This window comes from Fictibacillus norfolkensis (assembly GCF_014836645.1).
Lineage (GTDB): Bacteria > Bacillota > Bacilli > Bacillales > Fictibacillaceae > Fictibacillus > Fictibacillus norfolkensis.
Map to the genome: position 1 here is coordinate 517,759 of NZ_JACSQM010000002.1, position 24,458 is coordinate 542,216.

The 24,458-nt window shown below is 40.6% G+C and carries 22 protein-coding genes; 7 read left to right on the forward strand and 15 right to left on the reverse strand.

What is annotated here, in order from left to right; all coding sequences use genetic code 11:
• Positions 1-63 precede the first annotated feature (63 nt).
• A complete protein-coding gene (gene wrbA, locus H9648_RS07040) occupies positions 64-690 on the forward strand; it encodes an NAD(P)H:quinone oxidoreductase (protein ID WP_191753160.1) in 627 nt (208 codons plus the stop codon).
• 45 nt (positions 691-735) lie between these two features.
• On the opposite strand, the gene copZ is transcribed toward wrbA, so the two are convergent.
• The 7 genes from copZ to H9648_RS07075 form a co-directional block, all read right to left on the reverse strand.
• Positions 736-942, reverse strand: a complete 207-nt coding sequence (copZ, locus tag H9648_RS07045; protein WP_191753255.1) for a copper chaperone CopZ — start codon at positions 940-942, stop codon at positions 736-738.
• Positions 943-954: 12 nt separating this feature from the next.
• Positions 955-3,357, reverse strand: coding sequence for a heavy metal translocating P-type ATPase (locus H9648_RS07050; RefSeq protein WP_191753161.1), 2,403 nt, complete (start codon positions 3,355-3,357; stop codon positions 955-957).
• A 15-nt stretch (positions 3,358-3,372) separates the two neighbouring features.
• A complete protein-coding gene (locus H9648_RS07055; protein WP_066391586.1) occupies positions 3,373-3,660 on the reverse strand; it encodes a metal-sensing transcriptional repressor in 288 nt (95 codons plus the stop codon).
• A gap of 76 nt (positions 3,661-3,736) precedes the next feature.
• Positions 3,737-4,282: a TVP38/TMEM64 family protein gene (locus H9648_RS07060; RefSeq protein ID WP_191753162.1), complete on the reverse strand. Its 546-nt coding sequence runs from the start codon at positions 4,280-4,282 to the stop codon at positions 3,737-3,739.
• 86 nt (positions 4,283-4,368) lie between these two features.
• Positions 4,369-6,423, reverse strand: a complete 2,055-nt coding sequence (locus H9648_RS07065; RefSeq protein WP_191753163.1) for a heavy metal translocating P-type ATPase — start codon at positions 6,421-6,423, stop codon at positions 4,369-4,371.
• 16 nt (positions 6,424-6,439) lie between these two features.
• Entirely contained in the window at positions 6,440-6,754 is a 315-nt protein-coding gene (locus H9648_RS07070; RefSeq protein ID WP_191753164.1) for an ArsR/SmtB family transcription factor, read from the reverse strand.
• A gap of 125 nt (positions 6,755-6,879) precedes the next feature.
• Positions 6,880-8,091 (reverse strand): DUF418 domain-containing protein, encoded by a 1,212-nt coding sequence (locus tag H9648_RS07075; RefSeq protein ID WP_191753165.1) that lies wholly within the window; start codon positions 8,089-8,091, stop codon positions 6,880-6,882.
• Positions 8,092-8,235: 144 nt separating this feature from the next.
• Between H9648_RS07075 and H9648_RS07080 the strand changes: the two genes are divergently transcribed.
• Genes H9648_RS07080 through H9648_RS07090 form a run of 3 tightly spaced genes read left to right on the forward strand, consistent with a single transcriptional unit; the run spans position 8,236 to position 10,923 of the window.
• Positions 8,236-9,039 (forward strand): SGNH/GDSL hydrolase family protein, encoded by an 804-nt coding sequence (locus H9648_RS07080; RefSeq protein WP_191753166.1) that lies wholly within the window; start codon positions 8,236-8,238, stop codon positions 9,037-9,039.
• On the forward strand, positions 9,036-9,950 hold the full coding sequence (locus H9648_RS07085) for an ABC transporter ATP-binding protein (RefSeq protein WP_191753167.1): 915 nt from the start codon (positions 9,036-9,038) through the stop codon (positions 9,948-9,950). The genes H9648_RS07080 and H9648_RS07085 overlap by 4 nt, the downstream gene beginning before the upstream one ends.
• On the forward strand, positions 9,943-10,923 hold the full coding sequence (locus H9648_RS07090) for an ABC transporter permease (RefSeq protein ID WP_191753168.1): 981 nt from the start codon (positions 9,943-9,945) through the stop codon (positions 10,921-10,923). The genes H9648_RS07085 and H9648_RS07090 overlap by 8 nt, the downstream gene beginning before the upstream one ends.
• Before the next feature lie 201 nt (positions 10,924-11,124).
• On the opposite strand, the gene H9648_RS07095 is transcribed toward H9648_RS07090, so the two are convergent.
• Positions 11,125-13,131: a methyl-accepting chemotaxis protein gene (locus H9648_RS07095; RefSeq protein WP_191753169.1), complete on the reverse strand. Its 2,007-nt coding sequence runs from the start codon at positions 13,129-13,131 to the stop codon at positions 11,125-11,127.
• Between the two features lie 199 nt (positions 13,132-13,330).
• Positions 13,331-14,032, reverse strand: coding sequence for a TerC family protein (locus H9648_RS07100; RefSeq protein ID WP_191753170.1), 702 nt, complete (start codon positions 14,030-14,032; stop codon positions 13,331-13,333).
• Positions 14,033-14,576: 544 nt separating this feature from the next.
• Between H9648_RS07100 and H9648_RS07105 the strand changes: the two genes are divergently transcribed.
• The 3 genes from H9648_RS07105 (at position 14,577) to H9648_RS07115 (ending at position 17,767) form a co-directional block, all read left to right on the forward strand.
• The gene (locus H9648_RS07105) at positions 14,577-15,389 is read left to right on the forward strand and encodes a YihY/virulence factor BrkB family protein (RefSeq protein ID WP_191753171.1); all 813 of its coding nucleotides are present in this window, start codon (positions 14,577-14,579) and stop codon (positions 15,387-15,389) included.
• 157 nt (positions 15,390-15,546) lie between these two features.
• Positions 15,547-16,581 (forward strand): sporulation integral membrane protein YtvI, encoded by a 1,035-nt coding sequence (ytvI, locus tag H9648_RS07110; RefSeq protein WP_066391559.1) that lies wholly within the window; start codon positions 15,547-15,549, stop codon positions 16,579-16,581.
• Between the two features lie 151 nt (positions 16,582-16,732).
• Entirely contained in the window at positions 16,733-17,767 is a 1,035-nt protein-coding gene (locus tag H9648_RS07115) for an acyltransferase family protein (protein WP_191753172.1), read from the forward strand.
• Positions 17,768-17,869: 102 nt separating this feature from the next.
• On the opposite strand, the gene H9648_RS07120 is transcribed toward H9648_RS07115, so the two are convergent.
• The 6 genes from H9648_RS07120 to hutP form a co-directional block, all read right to left on the reverse strand.
• Positions 17,870-18,130 carry a helix-turn-helix domain-containing protein gene (locus tag H9648_RS07120; RefSeq protein ID WP_191753173.1) on the reverse strand — a complete coding sequence of 87 codons (261 nt, stop codon included), beginning with the start codon at positions 18,128-18,130 and terminating at the stop codon, positions 17,870-17,872.
• Positions 18,123-19,097, reverse strand: coding sequence for a formimidoylglutamase (hutG, locus tag H9648_RS07125; protein WP_191753174.1), 975 nt, complete (start codon positions 19,095-19,097; stop codon positions 18,123-18,125). Before hutG ends, H9648_RS07120 begins: the two co-directional genes overlap by 8 nt.
• Positions 19,072-20,343, reverse strand: coding sequence for an imidazolonepropionase (gene hutI, locus H9648_RS07130; RefSeq protein ID WP_191753175.1), 1,272 nt, complete (start codon positions 20,341-20,343; stop codon positions 19,072-19,074). The genes hutG and hutI overlap by 26 nt, the downstream gene beginning before the upstream one ends.
• 16 nt (positions 20,344-20,359) lie before the next feature.
• The gene (hutU, locus tag H9648_RS07135; RefSeq protein WP_191753176.1) at positions 20,360-22,021 is read right to left on the reverse strand and encodes a urocanate hydratase; all 1,662 of its coding nucleotides are present in this window, start codon (positions 22,019-22,021) and stop codon (positions 20,360-20,362) included.
• A gap of 16 nt (positions 22,022-22,037) precedes the next feature.
• Positions 22,038-23,564: a histidine ammonia-lyase gene (hutH, locus tag H9648_RS07140; RefSeq protein ID WP_191753177.1), complete on the reverse strand. Its 1,527-nt coding sequence runs from the start codon at positions 23,562-23,564 to the stop codon at positions 22,038-22,040.
• Between the two features lie 357 nt (positions 23,565-23,921).
• Positions 23,922-24,356 carry a histidine utilization transcription antiterminator HutP gene (gene hutP, locus H9648_RS07145; protein ID WP_066391539.1) on the reverse strand — a complete coding sequence of 145 codons (435 nt, stop codon included), beginning with the start codon at positions 24,354-24,356 and terminating at the stop codon, positions 23,922-23,924.
• Positions 24,357-24,458 lie beyond the last annotated feature (102 nt).

Here is a 24,458-nt window from a genome sequence, read left to right on the forward strand (position 1 = left end):
ATGATTTCAATTAGGAAAAAACGGGAAGTGTACATAAGTCATATTAATTAAGGAGGTAATATAATGGCTAACGTTTTGGTTGTATATTATAGTTCTTATGGTCATATTCATGAGATGGCACTAGCAGCATCAGAAGGTGTAAAGCAAGTTGACGGTACCGAAGTTAAAGTTGTAAAAGTTCCTGAATTTGAAGTCACAAAAAAATATATGTCTCAACAAGATGCTTATGTAAAAGCTCAAGAAGCACAGGTTGATATTCCTGAAGTTACACTTGATGATTTAAAATGGGCAGACGGAATAATCTGGGGAATTCCAACACGGTATGGGATGATGCCAGCACAAATCAAACAACTGCTCGATTCTGCGGGCAGTCTTTGGGCGAATGGTGATTTAGAAGGTAAGCCGACGGCCGTAATCACAAGTTCTAATACGATTCATGGCGGGCAAGAATCTACTGCGATCACTTCTTTTGTTCCACTCATGCACTTTGGAATGATTTATGTCGGTCTTCCTTATGGAGAAAATCCAGAACAGATGACATCAGATGGCATCGGTGGTTCACCCTACGCCGCTTCGACTGTAGCTGGAGCAGATGGTAGTCAGCATCCTCAAGATGCAGAAAAAACAATGGCATCTCGTTTAGGAAAACGCGTGGCAAAAGTGGCAAAAGCACTTAAAGGAAATTTATAGTACCTATATAAACAGCCCCTCCATTATGGAGAGGCTGTTTTCACATTACTTTACGTCAAATCCTTGATCTTCAATCGCTTCACGCATTTCGGCATCTGTAACTTTCGAGGAATCCAATTCAACTTCCACTTTTCCTGTTTCTAAGTGGACTACAACGTTTTTCACTCCATTTAGTTCATTCAGGGCATTCGTTACCGCCGCTTTACAATGTCCACACGTCATTCCTTCTACATCTAGTGTTTTTGTTTCCATCATCTTTTCCTCCTAAATATTTTTTAAGTTGATACGTTTTAAACGCAATGCGTTCGTTACAACAGATACAGAGCTAAAAGCCATAGCCGCTCCGGCAACCCATGGTTCGAGCAAACCGAATGCAGCTATCGGAATACCTGCTGTATTGTAAAACAATGCCCAAAATAAGTTTTGTTTAATGTTCCGCATTGTCTTCCGGCTTAATTCTATCGCTTTCGGAATATGATTTAGATCCCCGCCAACAAGCGTAACATCAGCGGCTTCGATCGCTACATCTGTTCCTGTTCCGATTGCCATTCCAATATCAGCTGTCGCGAGTGCTGGAGCATCATTGATCCCATCGCCTACCATCGCTACAGTTTTTCCCTTATCTTGAAGTTCTTTCACAATACGTGCTTTATCTTCAGGTAAGACTTCAGCGAATACCTCTTTAATACCTACTTCTTTTGCGATCGCAAGTGCTGTTCTTTTGTTATCACCTGTTATCATATACACATCAATACCCTGTTCTGTTAAAGCGTTAATCGCATTTTTAGATGTTTCTTTTACCGTATCAGCAACAGCTACAATCAGAACGAGCTCTCCATCTACTGCACAAAGCATAGCTGTTTTTCCTTCGTTCTCATATGCTTCAAGAAGTGCTTCCTGCTCTTTGTATTCTACAGCTTTTTCTTTCATGAGCTTTCTCGTTCCGACGAGTATGGTTTTTCCACTAACTACAGCTTCAATACCATGCCCCGGAATAGCATGAAAGGATTCCGTCTCAATGGATGGTATATGCTGTTTGTTTCCGTACTCAACAATCGCTTCCGCTAAAGGGTGTTCAGAGCTTTTCTCTGCTGAAATCAAATGAGCAAGGAAACCTTCTTTTAACTCTGTGAGATCTGTTACTTCTGGTTTACCTTTTGTAACCGTTCCTGTTTTATCAAGTAGTACAGCATCAATTCTTTGTGCGCCTTCTAGATATTCTCCACCTTTGAACAAGATTCCCTGCTCTGCTCCTTTACCTGTTCCAACCATAATGGATGTGGGTGTTGCTAGACCAAGTGCGCATGGGCAGGCTATTACTAGGATGGCAATGCTGACTTCAAGTGCTTGTGGCAGATTACCTGAATCAACAAGAAAATACCAAGTTACAAAAGCAAGTATGGCGATACCTACTACAATCGGCACGAAAATCCCTGAAATATAGTCTGCCATACGTTGTATGGGTGCTTTTGATCCTTGAGCTTCTTCAACAATCTTTATGATTCCTGCTAGAGCCGTTTCTTTTCCTACTTTTTTGGCTTCCATACGGAGTGTGCCGTTCTTGTTGAGTGTAGCACCAATAATGAAATCACCTTCTGCTTTTTCAACAGGAATCGCTTCACCAGTAATCATACTTTCATCGACGGAAGAATTACCAGAGAGCACGGTGCCATCGACTGGTATTTTTTCACCTGGCTTAATAAGCAGCATATCTCCCACTACCACTTGATCTAAAGGAATCCTCTCTTCCTTTTCATCTCGAATGACAGTAGCTTCTTTCGCCTGCAAATTCAATAGTTTGGAAATCGCCTCAGTTGTTCTGCCTTTTGCGAGAGTCTCGAAATATTTACCGACTAAGATTAAGGTGATTAAAACAGCGCTCGTTTCAAAATACAATTGTGGCATATAGTCTGGATTACCGATCGTTTTAAAGGCTTCAACAACGCTGTAAAAAAAGGCTGCAGAAGTTCCGAGTGCAACAAGAACATCCATGTTCGCACTCTTATTACGAAGCGCTCGAAAAGCACCGATATAAAAAGATCCTCCGATATAAAATTGGACGATAGAAGCGAGAAGAAATTGAAACCAAGGGTTCATGAATAATGACGGCATCAGCAGACCAAAATCCCAAGGCATATGAGCAAACATTGTATATAGAAGTGGAAGAGACAAGATAATAGAAAGAAATAACTTTCTCTTCTTAGCCGTAATCTCTTCTTCCTTCTTCGTCTTTTTCGTTTCACGATCTTGTTGAGTAGACGCATGATACCCAAGCTTCTTTATCTTGTTTAAAACATCGTCTACAGAAACAATAGCAGGATTATATTCTATGGATCCTGTTTCACCCGTTAAGTTAACGGTAGCACTAGAGATACCCTCCATACGGTTTAAGCTTTTTTCTATGCGTGTAGAGCAAGCTGCACAGGTCATGCCCGAAATATCAAGATCGACCTTTTCTTTCGCAACACCGTATCCTAGCTTTTCAATTTTTTGTTCGATCTCTTGAAGGCTGATTATCTCAGCATCAAACGTTACAGAAGCTTTTTCCATGGCTAAGTTGACGTTAACATCGACATGATCCATTTTGTTCAGCACTTTCTCGATTCGAGTTGAACAAGCTGAGCATGTCATGCCCGTGATTCCTAGATTTACTTTCTTTTGGCTCATGGTCTTCACCTTCTTTTATGATTTAGAGAATTGCTTAATGACTCTCATTAATTCTTCTATAGAGTCTTCTCCATCACCAGATTTTATCGCATCAGCCACACAATGCTGAGTGTGACTTTCCATCAATTGAAATCCTACTCTTTTTAATCCGGCGGTCACAGCTGAAATCTGAACAAGAACATCTATGCAATAACGATCATCTTCTATCATTTTTTGAAGACCACGTACTTGGCCCTCGATCTTTTTTAAACGGTTGTTTAAATCTTGTTTATCACTCTCACAGCGATGTGTTTTTTGTTCCATATGGGTCCATCCCTTCGTTTTGGATGCTTATAAGGTTAGTATATACTATACCCCCCTATAGTATCAAATGTTCTGATCAGTTTCTTCTTTCTTTTACAAAAATGTAGATCCCAGCTAACGCTACAACTCCTAAAATGATCTTTCCTTCTGTATTCCATTCGGTTACGTTGTACACTGAATATGCTTCAAGTACCAAAGCTGGTATCTTACCTATTGAACTGGCTACAACAAAAGTCCATGATGAAACAGCCCCGATCGCACTAGCAAATGTAACAAATCCTGAAGGTACAAATGGCAGCAATCGAAGTGAAAGTATCAGGACGAACGCTTCTTTACCTTTCGCTTCTAACAATCTTACCACCCTGGGGTACCCTTTAAGCTTCTCTCTAGAAACTTGTTTAAATCCTTTTCTGTATAGAAGAAAGGCAACCATTGCTCCTAATGCTTCTCCGATAAATGAAATGAATGTTCCGTACCAAAACCCAAAGAATAAAATATTTGCGGCTGTTATAAAAACAGTAGGAACAACACCTAAAATTCCAATTAATAGATTGAGTACGAGTGAAATGATAATCGCCCATTCGCTATACTCTTGGAAAAATTGAATAACGGTTTCTGACATGACATGCGTTCCTCCTAAAAAACCCTAAGTTCATACCCCTTTATGGTACTAAAAAAGCCATGCAGCTGCATGACTTTTTACGTTCACTATTTTCTATTGTGAAGCAGGACAGTAAGACTGTTCAATGTTACAAGAATTGTAGCACCCATGTCAGAAAGGATTGCAATCCAAAGTGTGAGCCATCCCGGAATCGTAAGCAGCAGAGCTAAAAGCTTCAACCCAAGTGATAATCCGATGTTCCACTTGATGATTGTATTTACTTTCCTTGAAACCTGTACAGCATCTGGAAGTTTTCCTAGATGATCTTGCATGAGTACAATATCTGCCGTTTCGATCGCACTATCTGTTCCTTTTCCCATCGCTATACCGAGGTCAGCAGTAGCTAGTGCGGGAGCATCGTTGATTCCATCACCAATCATAGCCACTTTTCCATGCTTCTTTAGTGATCTAACCTTTTCTACTTTATCCTCCGGCAGCAACCCACCTAAGAAAGAAGACACTCCCGTTTTCTTAGCAACTTTCTCTGCAACAATTGGGTGATCACCAGTCAGCATGACCGTTTCTTTTATTCCTTTTTCATGAAGCAGCGAGATAATGTCAGGACTTTCTTTTCTAATTTCATCAGCAATAGCAAACACACCAAGAATTTCAGTATCACTTGCAACAAGGACGATCGTATTACCTTCTTCTTTAAATGAATCGACAACACTTTTTACGTCCTCACTCACTTCTGTACTGCCAATTATTTTTTCGTTTCCTAGCCTATACGTTTTATGATCAACTACTGCTGTAATTCCTTGACCACTAATTGTAGTCATTTCATCTGCTTCTACTTCTTCAGCGCCAACTTCCCGGCACTTTGCTACGACTGCTTTTGCAAGCGGGTGTGAAGATGACTTTTCAATCGCATAAGCTACTTTATAAAAGTCGGGGTGGAACGCTTTCTCTGCCACAACGTGCGGTTCGCCTAGTGTAAGCGTACCTGTTTTATCAAAAGCAATGATATTTATCTTACCGAGCTGTTCAAGATAGGCTCCACCTTTGATTAAGATTCCGTTTCTTGCATTAACTGTAATCCCCGAAAGTATCGCGATCGGCGAGGACAGAATGAGTGCACAAGGACAACCGACGATCAATACCGCAAGACCTTGATAGAACCATTCACCCCACGGTTCATTTAACAAAAGTGGTGGTACTAACATAACTAGTGCTGAAACAACCATGATGATCGGTGTGTAATAGTTTGCAAACCGATTGATAAAAAGCTCTGTTGGCGTTTTGGATTCTTGTGCTTCCTGAACGAGAGCCAGAATTTTAGAAAGCGCCGATTGGTTATAAGTCTTCGAAATTTTAACATGAAGCACACCTTCATTATTGATGCTTCCACCAAATACGGTCTCTCCATCTTCTTTTTCCACTGGAAGTGATTCACCGGTGATCGCTGCTTCGTTTACAGAGCTTTTTCCATAGACAACAACACCATCTGACGGAATCTTTTGACCTGTTTTTACGAGTACTACATCATCCACTGCCAGTTCTTCGATCGAGATGACTTCTGTCTTCCCGTCTCTTAACAGAAGCGCTTCTTTCGGTGCTACCTTTAAAAGAGATTCCATCGAGCGCCGTGCTTTTTCCATTCCGTAAGATTCAAGCAGTTCATTTATGCCAAAAAGGATTGCCACGAGTGCAGCTTCTTTCCACTCTCCGATGGCTACTGCACCAACTAACGCTACTGTCATTAAAGTGTTAATATCAAATTTCAACTTCGTCAGGTTTCGAAGACCTTTTAAAAACGTTGAATAACCAGATGATATCGTCGCAATAGCATAAAATACTATGGAGACATACGTAATATTCAACATATGTTCTGTTATGAGTGCTGCTATGAAGGAAGCAACTGATACATACAACCCGATCATGAGCCAATTAGGTCCTGTATGCTCTCCGTCTGATTCAAAACGTACATTTTCCGTCGAAAGGATAGAACGAACTCTGTCCATATCCATATGTTCATCTAACACAATTTTGCTTGAGTTAAATTGCACTTTCGCTCGCTCTCCACCTGGAAGCTGTTGGATCTGTTCTTCAAGCTTTAAAGCACAATGTCCGCAAGATAAACCCGTGATCTTATGCTCTTTCATTTATGGTCCCTCCTTTCTAGTCGTGTCTCGCATGATGGATGGATTGATGCAGAAGGGTCATCACATGCTCGTCATCTATCGAGTAGAATAGTGTTGTTCCAGCGCGTCTAAATTTAACAAGTCTTAAATTTTTCAAAAAGCGTAACTGATGGGATATCGTTGATTGCATGAGTGATAGTTCTTCAGCAATTTCAGAAACATTGCATTCTCTCTCTCCTAATAGATGCAAAATTCGAATGCGAGTTGGATCTGAAAGTGCTTTAAACGTTTGAGATACGATAAATAGTGTTTCCTCATCGAGGTGTTCATATTTGTTTTGCTGATCAGACATGAAAAACAACTCCCTAAAATTCAGCTTTATTCATTATATGAACATATGCTCATATATGTTACTTAAAGTGTACCTAAAATTTTAAAATTGTGCAAAACAAAAAGAAGCGAGAATTCTCAGCTTCTTTAACTATCGCTTATTTCATGCCTTTTAAATCGCTGTTTTCGGCCATATGTTAGCGAGCGCCACACCCATTCAAGCGGTCCCATGTAATACCTTTCTATCCACCACTTCGAAAAAATAACTTGAATAGAAAAAATAACGCACGCCAAGATCACACCAACGAGTGGTCCAAACCCACCATACAGACCTAAACCATAACTATAAAAGATCGTTGTCGCAATGATCGATTGAGTTAAGTAGTTCGTAAAAGCCATGCGACCGGTAAATTGAAAGTAGTTAAACAAACGTTTACATCTTCCACTTCGATAAAGAAGAACGATGCTGCAGATGTAGAAGATGCTCATCATTGCACCACCAAATTCGTATCCCCATGACATCGCAGTCTCATATCGCCAATCTTCTCCTTTATAAGGAAAGAAAATAACAGCGAATGATTTACTACCAGGACCAAGGATCAATGTTAACAGCCACAGGCTCCATAAGCCTCGGTTCGTGAACGTTCTTTTTTTAGCAGCATAAGCACCGAATAAAAACATCGGCAAAAGTCCTGCTATAAAAAAGAGAAAATAACGGTTCAGATCTCCCCATTCATGAATTCTTTCCTTCATGATCTCAACATAGGTACCATTGCTGTAAATTTGAATGGATTGCGCGATCTCTTGTTCATAAAGCTCGTTTTGAGCACTTTGATAGGTTATCGCCGCGCCACTACTCCAATAATCATACGTTAATGTTGTCATAAATAAACTGTAAACCGTTATTAACAGAAATCCCGTTATGATTAATACTTTCTTATTTAAGCGATAGAAGATCAGCATGAACAAACCTACGATCGCGTACATGATCAAAATGTCACCGTACCAAAAAAACAGAACATGAAGGATTCCAAAGAGAAGCAGAACAAACTGTCGTCTTAGAAACACAGGAACAAACCTCATATTTTTTGCTGATGCTCTTTCTGCCATCAAAACGATACCAAACCCGAATAAAAAGGAAAACATCGTTATAAAGTTTCCTTGAACAAAAAACTCTAACAGCACATTTGTCCAAACGTTATACGGCTCGTCAAAATATTCGTAGCTCAATGCACGGATCGGTGAATCCGGTCCTGAAAATGATTTCATATTTACGAGTAGAATGCCAAAAATGGCGATACCGCGCATAATATCTAACGATTGAATTCTGTCTTGCTCTCCGACTGGTTTCCAATTCATGATGAACCCCGCTTAAAATTTTTTTTCATGATTCCACTCCCTTTGGTTTATTTTACCGCAAATAGGCAAAAAAGTTAGAATATGCGTCATTATTTGCTATTCTATAAAGAACAGATCAAGGATTTGGGAAGGATGAAAGCGGTTTTGAAAAAATATACCTTAACGGTCGTTTCAATTGTCTCTATTGCAGCTACAGTATTATGGCTGTTTGGTCTTGGCTGGACGTTACAAGACCAATTTTCCGCTAATAAAAAAGTTTCACAGCTCAAAGAAAAAACCGAATCAACTTCAACAGAGAAGCAGGGTGGCACCCTGACGATCTTTGCATTAGGGGATTCTCTTACTCGTGGAACCGGTGACGCTGATGGAAAAGGTTATACTGGCTATCTAACTGAGCGCTTAAAAGAAAAAACAGACCAAGAAATTAATCTGCTTAACACTGCCATCAAGGGGGAAACATCTAGAGGTCTTCTTAAGCAGCTTCAACAAAGTGAGATTCAGCGTCAAGCCAAACAAGCAGATGTTATTGTAATGACGATTGGTGGGAATGACCTTTTTCAACAAGGAGCAGCACTAGAGAATCTAGATAATAATGCAATTAACGGTAAAAAACAGATCTATATAAGCAATGTGAAAAAAATCTATACACAGCTCAGAGAACTGAATCCTGAGGCAGTCATCTATCATGTTGGGTTATACAATCCTTTTAGCAATATGCCTGATTCAAAAACAACTTCTTCAATCGTTAGAAACTGGAACTTCCAGTCTGCTGAAACAGCAGCTGGTTTTGATAACATCGTATATGTACCTACCTTTGATCTCTTTCAGCTTCAAGTAGAAAACTATCTCTATACCGATCAATTTCATCCTAACACGGAAGGTTACAAGCTGATTGCTGAACGAGTAGCCTCACTGATCAAATTTGAACAGGAGGAGAACGAATCATGAGTCAAACACCCGCATTAGAAGTAAAGAATCTAACTAAGAAAATTAAGGGCAAGCAGATCATAAAAGGTGTTTCGTTTACACTCGTTCCAGGAGAAGTCTTTGGTTTTCTTGGACCGAACGGTGCTGGAAAAACGACGACGATTCGAATGATCGTTGGTTTGATTTCTCCTACTTCCGGAACAATTAAGATCGGTGGTAAGAATGTACGAACGGAATTTACCGAAGCGATGAGACATCTCGGCTGTATTGTTGAAAACCCTGAACTGTATCCGTACTTAACAGGTTGGGAAAATCTTATACACTTTCAAAAAATGGATTCATCCATCCCTAAAACAAGATTGAATGAAGTCATCGAACTCGTAGGATTACAAAATCGAATTCACGATCGTGTGAGTACCTATTCACTTGGTATGAGACAGCGTTTAGGAATTGCTCAAGCTCTTTTAGGAAAACCGAAAGTACTTATTTTGGACGAGCCGACAAACGGACTCGACCCTGCAGGTATTCGCGAGATGCGTGAATTTATACGACAGTTAGCAAGAGATGAAAACTTAAGCGTTCTTGTATCCTCCCATTTGTTAAGTGAAATTCAGCTGATGTGTGATCGAGTGGCGATCATATCAAAGGGGTCGGTCTTACGCACAGACTCTGTTGATAACCTATTGGCTGAGCAGGAACGTGTGATTTGGCGTGCTGAACCTATTCAAGTCGCTAAAGAGATTCTTTCTATGGAAACAGAAGTTACAGAAGGTCCTGATCATACACTAATCACATTATATAATGAACCATTGCTGCCAGATTGGAACGAAAAACTCGTAAAAGCTGGAGTGAAGGTAAAAGAAATGAGAACTCAGCTTCCTTCTTTAGAAGATCTGTTCTTAGAAGTAACAGGAGGCGAAAGCATTGATTAATCTTGTCCGAAATGAAATGTTAAAGCTTCTAAGGAAAAAACGTTTGTATGTCATCATCTTGATCATCGCGTTCTTAGTTCCTCTTTTTACATATGCTCAGTTTAAAGAGATTCAAGATCAACGTGAGAAGATGGGGAATCAAGATTGGCGAACTACACTGCAGCAAGAGATCACTGACACTCAAAATCGATTAAGCTCAAGCCGCATTCAAGATGAATGGCGTAAATTTCTAAAGATCAGACTATCACAGCAACAGTATTATTTAGAGAACGATATCGATCCACGTGCTCCAGGAGCACCAACATTCATGCGAATATTCGTTGAGAACTCGATCGATCTACTTCTCCCTTTGCTCGTCATGGTCATTGTGGCAGACCTCGTTTCTTCTGAATCAAGCGGAGGAACGATCAAACTTTTACTCACCCGTCCAGTTAAACGATGGCGCATTCTTCTTAGCAAATATTTAGCGATGCTGCTCTCAATCTCATTCATCGTTTTATCAGTAGCCGTTCTATCGTATGGAATATCTGGCGTCGTTTTCGGATATGGCGGATGGAACATGCCTCTATTAACAGGCTTTACGGTTTCTGGAGATGAACTTTTAACTGAAAATGTACACATCGTTCCACAATGGCAATACATTCTGATGGAGTTTGGCCTTGTATGGTATGTTTGTATGATTGTTGGAACGCTCACCTTCATGCTATCCGTACTGTTAAGAAGCACGGCTGCCGTTATGGGAATCATGCTCGCTTCCCTGATCGCAGGAGCCATCCTAGCAAACATGGTATCTTCTTGGGAAAGCGCGAAATATTTCTTTATGGTAAACCTGAACCTTACAAACTATGTGAGTGGAATGGCAACTCCAATCGAAGGGATGTCGTTAGGCTTCTCGATGAGCGTACTAGCCGTCTGGGGAATTGCTGGATTCATCGTCGCCTTCGTAACGTTTTCTAAGAGAGATATCTATTAAAATAGAAAAAGAGAAAGGAAACCGCAAAGTCGGTTTCCTTTTTTATGTGACTTCTTTCTAGTCTATTGAAGGTAATCTGTCCGTTCTAGCAGTTAATCTGTCTGATTGACTCAAGTATTTGTCCGATTCAGATGATAATCTGTCCAATTGAGAATATAATCTAGCCATTCGACACCTTTATCTGCCCAATTGCAACTTGTACTAAATCTTGAAGTGTTTGATCATTTCAGTCAGCGCTTGTGAAGCATCGTTCAATTCTTCAGCCGACTGAGAAACTGTGGATAGTGCCCGCACTTGCTCTTCAGAAGATGCGCTAACTTCTTCACTCGCTGCTGCAGATTGTTCGGCTACTGCTGCGATACTTTGAATGGACGCTACCACTTCCTCTTTATAGTTGTTGATCATTTCTACTTCACTCGTAATCTGTTCGATTGATCTCACCATATCAGCCATCGTACTTGAGATCTCGTTAAAAGCAGACTCTGTGTCTGTTACGGTATGGTTCTGATCGTGAGCAATTCTTTTTGTGTATGCCATCTCCTGTACAGCTCTCTCAGACTCTTCACCAATCCCTGAGATCGTTTTACGTACTTTATCTGCTGCAACAGCCGATTGTTCTGCTAACTTTCGTACTTCATCAGCAACCACCGCAAACCCTCTCCCGCTCTCACCTGCCCTAGCTGCTTCAATGCTTGCGTTTAATGCGAGTAGATTAGTCTGATTCGAGATCTCTGTAATCGATTGAATCACTTGCTCGATCTCTTCTACTTTTACAGCTAGACCAGAAATAACAGATTCAATGTTTTTCAGAACTTGGTTACTTTCACCCGTTTTTTCACGCAACACGTCCATTTGTGAGATTCCTTTTTTATTAGCTGCTTCAGCTAATAAAGACAGTCGGGTCATCTCTTCTGCTTGTTCATTTACTTTTTCAATCTGTAGAGATAAGTCCATCGTTCGACGGTTTGTTTCATCGGCATCTTCCGCTTGTGTAGTAGCTCCAGAAGCGATCTCTCTGACAGCTCTTGAAACTTCTTCACTTGCAGCAATTGTTTCTTCTGACACGGCACTCAAATTAGAAGTAGATTCATTAACCGTTACAACAGAATGACTGACAGATGTTATAAGCCCACGCATGTTTTCCACCATAGCGTTAAAATGATGAGTGAGTGCCCCCACTTCGTCTTTGGATTTAGCTTCAACAGAAACTGTAAGATCGCCTTCTGCTACTCTTTGTACTTGTGCTTGTAATCTAGTAATTGGTTTAGAGATACTTTTTGCCAACATATAAGTTACACCTAATGCCACGATTACTGCGACAGATGTAAAGATAAGTATCATGTTTAAAAGCTCTTCAGCATCTTTTAGCAACTCTTTTTGATCGTAGACGAAACCGAGCTTCCAGTTCGTGTCGGCTATCGTCGTGTAATAGAGTTCTCGGTCTTTATTCTGATAAGTATAGGAAACGTTTCCTTTTTCATTTTTGTATATCTCTTTAATAAATGTCTCTTTACTTAAGTCTTTGCCTTGTTGAGTCGGATGAACGAGTGCCATACCTTTCGGATCAAAAAGCACTGGATATCCTTTGTAGCTGACTTTCGTTTTGTTGATCATGCTCGTTAATCCACCAAGATTTAAGTCAAGACCAACTACACCAAGAACCTCATCTGTTGCAGGGTCTAACACCGGTTTTGTAACCGTTACAACATATTCACCGGAACTAGCATCTTCGTACGGTTCTGTCCACATTATTTTTTCTGGCGTTTGTTTAGCCGTTTGATACCAAGGACGTTCCGTTGGATCAAACCCATCTGGCAGCTCAAGTTTAGGAGTCGTTTTAAACTGTTTTGTCTCTGCACCTATGTATAAGACCGCAACGTTTTTATTAAGATCCAAAAAGTGTTTGAAGTCTTGATCTACTATCGGCCAAACTTCATTCAAACCCTTTGTTTCATTCGTTTTCACTGTTTTTAAATAAGTGATAAGTCTGCTGTCCTGGCTGTATCGATCGATCGTATCTCCATATGATTTCAAATACAGCTCTGTTGACGCTTTAACTTCGCTTGAAAGACTGGTTGCTTGTTCGTTGCTGTTGCTTTCAAGCTGTTGTTTGGTTTGAAAATAAGAAAATAGCGATACAGATAAGAGTGTAATGGCAACTAGAATACTTACAGAAAGCATGATCTTCGTTTGAATTCTTTTAAACATCTGTTTAACCCCCATTTATCATCTAAAACCCCTTACCTACATATCGACATCTAGTTATAAATGATTTAAGAAATAGGTCTAAACAGGTACAAAAGAATTATTTTCATATTGAAACCTTTCAAAACGAGTACTTTTTACCTAATATGAGTTATCATTTCATAAATGAAGTCGTAAAAAAAAACCGCACAAGGCGGCTTTTTTAAGCTTCTTTTTTAGCAAGCACTTTTTCAGATGCTCTCTCCTCGGCGATCTTTCTTTTCTTAAGTGTACCTAATCCTAGCACAAGAAGAACCACAAGAACTTCAAATCCATATTTCACAAATCCATTGTCGAAATATGGAGCCATGAATTTTTCTCCAACGATCATCTTAGAAGCCGTCCATGCAAGGACACCTGCTCCAATTGTAATGATGAACGGATATTTATCAATAACCTTTAGGAACAATGTGCTTCCCCAAACAACAATCGGCACTGAAATCAATAAACCGATTACCACCAGTAAGAAATCACCATGCGCAGCACCTGCAACGGCAAGAACGTTATCAAGTCCCATTACCGCATCAGCAATAATAATTGTCCGAATGGCTGCCCAGAAATTATTTTGAGCTTCAATTTCATGATCTTTTTCTTCGATCATAAGCTTATAAGCGATAACGACAAGAATTAATCCCCCTGCAAGCAGCAAGCCTGGAATCTGCAGCAGCCACACAACCGCAAGCGTAGCTGTTGCACGAATCACAATTGCTCCTACTGTTCCCCAGATTATTACTTTCTTCTGATTTTCCTTCGGCAAGTTTCTAGCTGCCAAGCCGATTACAATTGCGTTATCACCAGCTAATACTAAGTCGATAACAACGATCGCCAATAAGGCCGACCAAAAATCTGGTGTTAAAAAATCCATTCAAAAAATCCTCCCTGTTAAAACATCTGTTGTTTTTTAAAAGCAGTTGATTTCCGTTCCATCCAATCAACTCCCAAAGTAGACAAAGGCATGAAAGCACCTATTTTTTAGAAAAACGTGACAAAAATAAAAAAATGAGTAATTACGCACACTTTATGCCCTGCCAGGCTTATCCATTTCTACATATAATAAGAGCAAAGGGGGTGTTTTTTATGCGTTCATGTTCATGCGGATGTAAAGTTAGATGCCAATCCTGTGTAAATTTTTGTGGTGTTCCTTTATTTTGTCGAGACATTCATCCTTGTTGTTTTCCTTTCATTCAGCCTCAACCTACACCAACAACCTCTCCCTTAATCGTTGTTTGTAGATGCCCTCGTTGCTCAATAGGGCAACGGTAACTTGCTTCAAAATGCATTTAACTTGTAACTTCACATCACTGATACGATTGAGTGAACGTTTTGTTTCAAAAAAAGCGTTCTTTTTTTTTATTAAGGGAATAATGCAGGATAGATTGAAAAGATCCATTTATTGGGGGGGTGTCCTCGTGCGTTGGTTTATGAAACAGTGGTTTCACCGTTTCTTTCAAGATAAAGTATTTGACCTTTCTGCACAGCTAGCTTATTACTTCCTAGTTTCACTGTTTCCTTTTGTTTTTCTCATCTTTACGATCCTTAGCTTTTTGCCTATTTCTTCTGCTTATGTCCTATCACTTTTTCAGTCTATCGCACCAGAAGAAGCATATGCTTTACTAGAGTATAATCTAGTAGCGGTATTGGACGAGCATAGAGGAGATGTATTATCTGTTTCATTAATCATTATGATTTGGTTAGCAACAATCGGGACGCACGCAATCATCCGGGTTTTCAACCAAGCTTACCAGGTTGAAGAAAGTCGACCCTTTATAAAAGAACTCATTTTAGGTATGGTCCTTACGTTCGGTCTTGTGATCGCAGTTATCACTGCTCTCCTTTTGCCGGTCTTTGGAAGGAGCATCGGGATTTACATATTTGAACGAACAGGATTTTCTCATCCCGTCTGGCACATATGGGAAACAGCACGCTATCTTATTGGTTTCTCAGTGCTTCTCTCCATTTTTTCGGCTCTTTACCGTTTTGCTCCAAATGTAAGATTGACGTTCAGAAACGTGTGGCCAGGGGCAATTTTCTCGACAGCAGGCTGGCATCTATTTTCTTATTTATTCTCTTCATACGTTCTTATTTTTGACTACGGACAGATATACGGAAATTTAGGCGCATTATTAACATTAATGGTGTGGTTCTATCTATCTGCGATGATCTTAATCGCTGGCGGACAATTGAACGCGATACTCGCATTAAAGAGGGAATTAAGAAAATAAGAAGATTTTTGAAAACTTCAGTTTCTGTGATTGACATTTTCACATTATCGTAACATCATTGTGTATATATAAAGAATTAACATCTTTTTTTCCGGTCATAATGGATAGTAATGAAAAATTGCTGACCGGCTAAAATTTCGGAGATCGGGGCTGGAAAATGACTGTAAAAAACTTAATCTTATTACTCATTTTGCTTGCCGGAATCGTCATCTTTGTCTTTTACAGTATACCTCTCCTTCTCGCATTGCTTACTGCTATAATGCTAGAACCAGTAGTAAAATTGTTTATTAGACTATTTAAAGGTAGACGATTATTGGCCGTCACTGCTACTTTTATCTTGTATCTTGCGGGACTAGGTATTTTCTCTTACTGGCTCACCACAACACTTGTTATTCAGGTTATCGAGTTTATAACCGTTCTTCCTTCCTATTCTGTTCATCTGTTCGAAGTAGCAGAGAATACGTTTTATGAAATGGAAAACTTTTATGCTAGCTTACCTCCTGAAGTGGTGAGAACGCTTGAAGAGGGATTAGTAGGTTTAAAGGATTATGGTGTTGAAACAGCAAAGAACTTAACTTCGGGTATATTAGGGCTGATCACAGCCATACCAGGCTTGTTGATCTATTTTATTATCTATGTAGTTGCCGTTTTCTTATTTTCACTGGATCTTCCGCGACTGTATGCTGAGTTTCTTAACCTATTTACAACAGCAGCCCGCGAAAAAGTTGAATTGGTCTTTAGTCAACTGTCTAGAGCAACAGTAGGGTTCTTTAGAGCTCAGATCATCTTAAGTGTTGTTACATACGCATTGGCATTGATCGGACTCATGATTTTAGATGTTGAGTATGCTGTTATTCTCGCTCTTTTGATCGTTATTGTTGATATCCTTCCAATCCTCGGAACAGGATCATTCCTTGTCCCATGGGCTGCTTATTCCTTCTTTATCAATAACAATGATCATCTTGCATTCGGACTTCTGATCATGTTTGGAGTCATCACGATCGTTCGAAGAATTATCGAACCGAAAATACTCGGTTCAAGTCTTGGTATATCTGCACTAGCAGCTCTTGTTTCCTTATATATTGGATTCCAGCTTCTAGGCTTTATCGGATTGATCGTCGGTCCTGCTATCGTCATCATCTATGAAGCATTGAGAAGTGCAGGGTTTATCAAAATTAAGATCGATTTCTAACGAAAAACGTGTTTCCTGTAATAGGAAACACGTTTTTTTCTATTTATAGGTTAGAAACACCTGCAATGTTGGGAATTATAAAAAATAAGTAAAAAAAATGAGAAAATCATTCGAATACTTTATAAGGTGAATAATTATTGGAGGAATATCGATGAGTACTGCTACAAAAGAACGCGATTATTATTTCGACAACGCTAAGTTTATTTTAATTTTTCTCGTCGTGTTCGGGCACTTTATTTCCCCGATAAAAAGTCAAAATGAATGGCTTTACACGATTTACAACTTTATATATACCTTTCACATGCCTGCATTTATATTAATAGCAGGATTCTTTACAAAAGGTGTTTGGCGTGATGGCTATCTTCCAAAAATCTTTAAAAAAGTGCTGATTCCTTATCTGGTATTCCAGTTAATCTACAGCTTTTTCTATTATGACTTATACGGTAAAAGTGAAGTGAAACTAGACTTCTTTTCTCCACACTGGACACTTTGGTTCTTATTAAGCATGGTTTTCTGGAACATCCTTTTAAAAGTCTTTGTGAAAATGAAGTATCCGCTCGTACTTGCCATAGGTATAGGAGTGGCAGTAGGTTATATTCATGACATTGGTACATTTTTGAGTCTCCTTCGAACATTTGTCTTTTTCCCTGTTTTCTTGCTTGGACATCTGCTTGAAAAGAGAGACTTCAAAAAGATATTACGTCCGAGAGCCAAAATAGTCTCAGCTGCTTTCTTAGTGGTACTGTTTATTACGTATCATTTTATTTTTCCAAACGGTACAAAAGAATGGCTTCTCTCGTCATCTTCTTACTCAGAAATCTTAGGATACAACGATTGGTATGGTGGTATTGTACGACTTGCTATGTATGGTGTCATGTTTGCGGCAACCTTCAGCTTTTTAGCACTTCTTCCGCGCAGACGAATGTTCTTTACCGAATTTGGAGAGCGCACATTATATATCTATCTGTTGCATGGATTTGTGTTGAAATATTTATTTACAACAGATCTGTTCGCGTCCATTGAGGAAAACGGTGCATACTTTATGCTCCTCTTCCTAGCTGTTATCGTAACGCTATTTTTAGCAAGCAAACCCGTTATCGCACTAGCACAGCCGTTTATTGAGTTGCGATGGTCTAAGCTTAAAAAAATATTAAAACCAAAGTCCTCTCAGCCTAGAGAGAGTTAATTCTTAAGTAAGAAACACCGCAAAGCCGAAATGGCTAGCGGTGTTTTTTCGTTTCAATAAGAATGAAAAAAATAGAAAGAGTGCGTAAGTTACAGTGAATTTTTAGGAACCTTGTTTATAATAATCTTGTTTTGCCTCTGCTAACACTCGCAACGGAAGTTTGTCCGCTAGTTTAAAAGCTTCTTTTTCGTTTAACTCTAATGTCTTAACAAGCTTTTCTATCTTTTCTTCAGATGGAATCATTCTTCCTTTTTCAATATCTGCCATGTATTGAGGAGTAATACTTAATCTTCGAGCAAGCTCTGATTTACTCAAGCCTTTTTGGTTTCTGGACATTTCTATAAACCTACCAAATTCACTCATCCCTTATTCCTCCTTTTCTCTTTGTATAAAACAGCGTGAATTGTATGATGATGTACGCTGCTAGCCGGCTCGTCATGTTGCGGAAATCTAGGGTTGGATCAATCTCCACGATGTCCATCCCTTTAACAGAAGGCTCTTTTGCAAGATACTGAATCCCTTCAATTAACGAGTCACTGTCCAATCCACCTGGACCGATCGCAGGACAACCTGGAGCAAAAGCCTGATCTAAAACATCCATGTCGAGAGAAATATATATGTTATCTGTTGTCTGTTTTAACTGGTCAACTGATTTTTGTAACAAAGAAAGCAATCCGTTTCTTTTTACATCACCCATCGTGTGAACCGTTACTCCATGGTCCTTTGCATAATCATGATAAAGTTTCCCATTTGAAAAATCTCGAATACCAATCTGAACGAGTTGATCGCCTGTAATCACTCCGTTTTCTATGAGCTGGCGAAACGGCGTACCGTTTGATGGACCACCGTCTTCCGTATTACGGAGATCAAAATGTGCATCGAACTGGATGATGCCGACACGTCCTCTCGTTTCTTGAAAAGCTTTGATCGCTGCAGCAGAAACAGAATGATCGCCACCAAGCGTAATTACACATGCTTCGCTATGCTGAGCTCCAATATCTTTTAAGACCGAATGTATTCTGGATTGTGAAGTAAAGAGATCTGTTACATGCATCTCAATATCTCCAAAATCGGTAATGCTGTGATCCCAAAGATCACTTTCTTCTTCAATGCTATAAGTGGAAAACGAATGCATCATCGCACGGACGGTCTGTGGTGTAAGATGTGCACCTGAATGCGAAATCGAAGTCTTCGAGAGAGGAGCACCAGCTATCGCTAGCCCTCTCACTTCATCTCCTGACCAAGGCTTCAAAAGCTGACCTGCCTTTTTTATCCCTCTGTCAGTAAATGGTGCCTCACCTGATTTACGTAGAAAGGGTATAGTTTGCATGAATATCTCCCTTTCCAACTACTAACTTACCGTTCTTCCACACTTTATTAACGTGGTTCACACCATAGTGATATGGAATATACTTATAGTTTGGTACATCCCACAGAACAAGATCTGCTCTTCTTCCTATTTCTAGACTACCTGCAACATCACCGCGTCCAATCGCGAAAGCGGCGTTGACCGTTACAGCGTTCCAAATTTCTTCTGGTGTCATCTTCAGCTTTAATGCAGCGAGTGTCATAATAAACTGCAGATTTTCCGTAGGTGAACTCCCAGGATTAAAATCCGTCGAAAGGGCTACAGCTGCTCCACTCGAAATCATATCCCGTGCTGGAGCGAAATGATCTTTTCCTAAATAGAACGTTGTTCCTGGAAGAAGGACTGCGATCGTATCTGATTCCCCGAGAATACGAACGCCTTCTTTACTCGCTCCAACTAAGTGATCAGCAGAAACTGCTCCGATCTCACAAGCCATCTCCGTTCCACCGAGAGGATCGATTTCATCTGCATGAATCTTTACACCGAATCCTGCTGTTTTTGCTTTTTGAAGAAAAACTTTAGACTGTTCTACCGTAAAAACACCAGTTTCACAGAAAATATCTACAAACTCGGCCAAGCCCTCTTTTGAGATTACGCTCAACAAGGAAAGCATCTCTTCTAAAAAGGCATCTGGTCTTCCTTTATAGTTTTCAGGAATAGCATGAGCTCCTAAAAAAGTAGAAACAACATCGATCGGGTGGGTTTCATTCAGCTGTTTTGCTACTCTTAACTGCTTTAATTCGGTCTCTTTATCCAGACCGTATCCGCTCTTTGCTTCCATAGTCGTAACACCATATGTTAAACACCTGTTTAAATGGAACATTCCCTTTTTATAGAGAGCATCTTCAGCTGTTTCACGGGTTGCTTTAACCGTTGAATGAATTCCTCCGCCTTGAGCTAAAATTTCTAAATAAGGAACACCTTGTTGTTTCAAAGCGAGTTCATGCTCTCGTGATCCCCCAAACACTAAATGTGTATGAGGGTCAACTAAGCCTGGTGATAACAGTTTTCCTTCTGCCTCAATCTTTTCTTTTGCTTGTAACTGAGCCGCTTCTTCCGCAGTTCCTATAAACGCGATCACGCCATCTTTTATACCAACAGCTCCGTTATCGATGAAAGAGAGTTCATTCATCTGTGTACCTCGAAGCGCCGCTCCATTACTTTTTGGAACAATCACCTGTCCAGCAAAAATCAACGTATCTAGCATTCGTCACACCCCTTTTTTAGTTCTCGATCATCGGCAGATCTACGCATTTTTCTTTCGCTGTTTCAATCGCAAGGTCATAACCTGCATCAGCATGCCTTACGATTCCCATTCCGGGATCACTCGTTAGTACACGCTCAAGACGACGAGCAGCTTCTTCTGTTCCATCTGCTACAACGACCATTCCGGCATGAAGAGAATAACCCATCCCAACACCGCCTCCATGGTGCACAGATACCCAGCTTGCACCATTTACCGCATTGATCATCGCGTTTAAAATCGGCCAGTCCGAAACCGCATCACTGCCATCAAGCATTCCTTCTGTTTCACGATTAGGCGATGCAACTGAACCACAATCCAAGTGGTCACGCCCGATTACGATTGGTGCTGACAATTCGCCGCTAGCTACCATTTCGTTAATAATTTTTCCAAACTTCGCACGTTCACCATACCCTAACCAACAGATGCGGGAAGGAAGACCTTGAAACTGTACTTTGTCTTGAGCCATCTTGATCCATTTGCAGAGGTGGTCGTTATCACTAAACTCTCGTAATATCACTTCATCTGTTTTTCTGATATCTTCTGGATCTCCCGATAACGCTACCCATCTAAAAGGTCCTTTTCCTTCACAGAACAGCGGTCGGATAAACGCTGGAACGAACCCTGGAAAATCGAAAGCGTTTGTAACTCCTTCATCAAGCGCAACTTGTCTGATGTTATTTCCGTAATCAAATACAACGGAACCCTTCTTTTGCATCTCAAGCATCGCCTGAACGTGAATCGCCATTGATTGCTTCGATTTTTCGATATATTGCTCAGGATGACGTTTACGAAGTTCTGCTCCTTCTTCCATAGAGAAACCTACTGGTAAATACCCATGCAGGGGGTCATGTGCAGATGTCTGATCCGTAACAAGATCCGGAATCTCTCCCATCTCAATCATCTTTGGTAAAAGCTCAGCAGCGTTTCCTAAAAGACCGATCGATAGTGGCTCACCTTTTGCCGCGTATTCTTTTGCCATGCTTAATGCTTCGTCTAAACTTTTTGTCATCTTATCTAAGTATCTCGTGTCTAAGCGACGTTGGATTCTTGTTTCATCTACATCAATCGCGATCACAACACCATCGTTCATCGTTACTGCTAGAGGTTGTGCCCCACCCATACCTCCAAGACCTGCTGTGAGTGTAATCGTTCCTTTTAATGATCCGTTAAAATGTTTGCGAGCAGCTTCTGCAAATGTCTCGTACGTACCTTGCAGGATGCCTTGTGTGCCGATATAAATCCAGCTTCCTGCTGTCATCTGGCCATACATCATCAGTCCCCTTTTTTCAAGATCACGAAATGTATCCCAATTTGCCCATGCAGGAACAAGATTGGAGTTGGCGAGTAAAACACGTGGAGCATCAGTGTGCGATTTAAATACAGCGACCGGCTTTCCAGATTGCACAAGAAGGGTTTCATCATTCTCTAAACGTTCTAATGTTTCTATGATCTTATGATAAGAGTCCCAGTTACGGGCAGCTTTGCCGATACCACCATAAACGACAAGCTCATCAGGATTCTCAGCCACTTCCCCATCTAAGTTGTTCATCAGCATACGGATTGCCGCTTCTTGAACCCACCCTTTTGCCGATAATTTTGTACCTCTAGCAGCTGATATAGAATGTTTTACGTTTGACATGTAAAAATACCTCCTTTTAATGTGCTAACTTTTGAATTTTTGATCCGATTAAGATGTCATTCCACGATGTATCAAGGATCCATGAAGCAACAGCTTCCATATCTCGGTGGAACATGCGGTCACATTGTATCGTTGGACAAACGATTCTTCCTTGTTCATATACTCTCTTTGTTTTAGGTGCCAATTTTTCTGGACCTCTAAAATCTGCTGCTTGCATCGCACAGATTAACTCGACAGCAAGAACTCGTCTTGCATTCGCAATAATTTGAGCAGCATGCCTAGAAGCGATCGTTCCCATACTCACATGATCTTCTTGATTGGCCGATGAAGGAATCGAATCCACACTTGCAGGATGAGCCAATGTTTTGTTTTCTGAAACGAGTGATGCAGCTGCATATTGCATGATCATTGCACCAGACTCAAGCCCTGGATTCGGACTTAAGAAACCTGGTAAGTCACTTAACTGAGGATTGACCATCCGTTCGATCCTTCGCTCAGAAATATTTGCCCATTCTGCTGCTGCAAGCTTTAAGAAATCCATAGCAAAAGCGATAGGCTGACCATGAAAATTCCCGCCTGATATGATTTTGTTTCCTCCATCAAAAATCAGTGGATTGTCCGTTGCAGCATTCATTTCGATCTCAAGCTTTTCTTTTACATAGCCGAGGACCTGCCACGAGGCACCGTGCACTTGTGGGATGCACCTTAAGGAGTAAGCATCCTGGACCCGGATCTCTCCTTGTTTCGTTGTAAGCTGGCTGCCGTCTAAATATTCTCTTAAACGCTTTGCAACATCTACCTGCTCTTGATAACCTCGAGCAAGATGAACATCCTCATCAAACGCATCTGTTATGCCTCGTAAACTTTCAGTTGTGAGTGCTGCAATCGCATCTGCCATGAGTCCGATACGTTCTGCTTCTATATAGGCAGCAATTCCTTGTGCCGTCATGGCTTGCGTTCCATTTATCAAAGCAAGCCCCTCTTTCGCCGTCAAGACGACAGGTTCAATGCCCGCTCTCTTTAAAGCTTCTTGGCCAGGAATACGTTCTCCTTTGTAATACGCTTCTCCCTCACCTACTAACACAAGTGCTAGGTGAGAAAGCGGAGCAAGATCTCCACTCGCGCCAAGTGATCCTTGTTGAGGAACAACAGGGTGTACACTCTTTTCGACCAACTCTAGCAGCCTTTCAATGACTACAGGTCGGATTCCAGACAAGCCTTTTAGTAATGCGTTCGCCCGCAAAATAAGCATTAGGCGAGAGATCGTCTCTGGAAAAGGATCTCCTATGCCGCACGCATGACTGCGGATCAGATTGATCTGAAGCGTTTCTACATCGTCTCTAGAAATAAAAACATCGCTGAATTTTCCGAAGCCCGTAGTGATTCCGTAAACGACTTTCCCTGCAGCTACGATCTCCTCAACCGCTTTCCGACTGTCTGCTACTTTCTTCATGCTAAGCGGGCAAGCTTCTACGGGTTCGTTATCATGCAGAATCCGCTTGAGCTCTTCCATGGAAAGCGTATTACCTGTTAATGTAATCATCTTCATCCCTCATTTTCTAAGACTCTTTTATTATCGATTTTTACAGACTCGCGGATATACGTTAAAAACTTGCGGAATAACCGCTGAAACTCGCGGGATTATGTTTAAAACTCGCGGAATTATTGCTTATTTTCGTTTTTCCGGTAAATGATTATCCTCTATCTGCCTAAGTTCTGACTCGTCTGATGCCGAATTGCTCGCAAAACCGCGGAAAACAAGCATCCTAGAACGGAAATCAACTACTTTCAAAGACAACAAGTCTCGCTAAAAGGTCCATCCTTCACATACAAAAAGAGCGCACCCGAAAGAAAACTCTTTCGAATACGCCCCCTCATCACTAGTTACTATGGGCACTATTTAAATATGATTGATTCCTAGACCGATCGCCTCATGCTCTAATCCTTTTACAGGAGCACCAATCGTTCCATAGAGAGCGACTGCGATCCAGTCACCTTCTTCTTTCTTCTCATACGGATTACCTCGGACAACGATGAATCGTAGACCTACAGTCCTAAGAACGGTTCCAAGCTGAACCTGTCCTCTTGTCACCCCATGAAAAGCTTCCATGATGGCATGATATAACGAATGTGTTTCACGATAAATCCCGGTTTGAATTATATTTTCACTTTTGGCCGCTGTTTCAATGGCAGCTACTACCTTTTGTGAATCCATTGAACCGGCTTTGCCTACGCAATACTTCCAGCCCAATTTCTCGATTTCTGGCAGATAACTTTCATCTAATACGCCTAACATGGCCATTTTTCCGATCAAACGTTCATTTGATAATGCCATTGCATGAATCACTCTTTCTCTAACGGCTAATAACTATCTCTAGTGTATGCGTTTACAATTTGTCCGTCAATTCCCTTTCAACAACTTATCACAGCAGTTTAG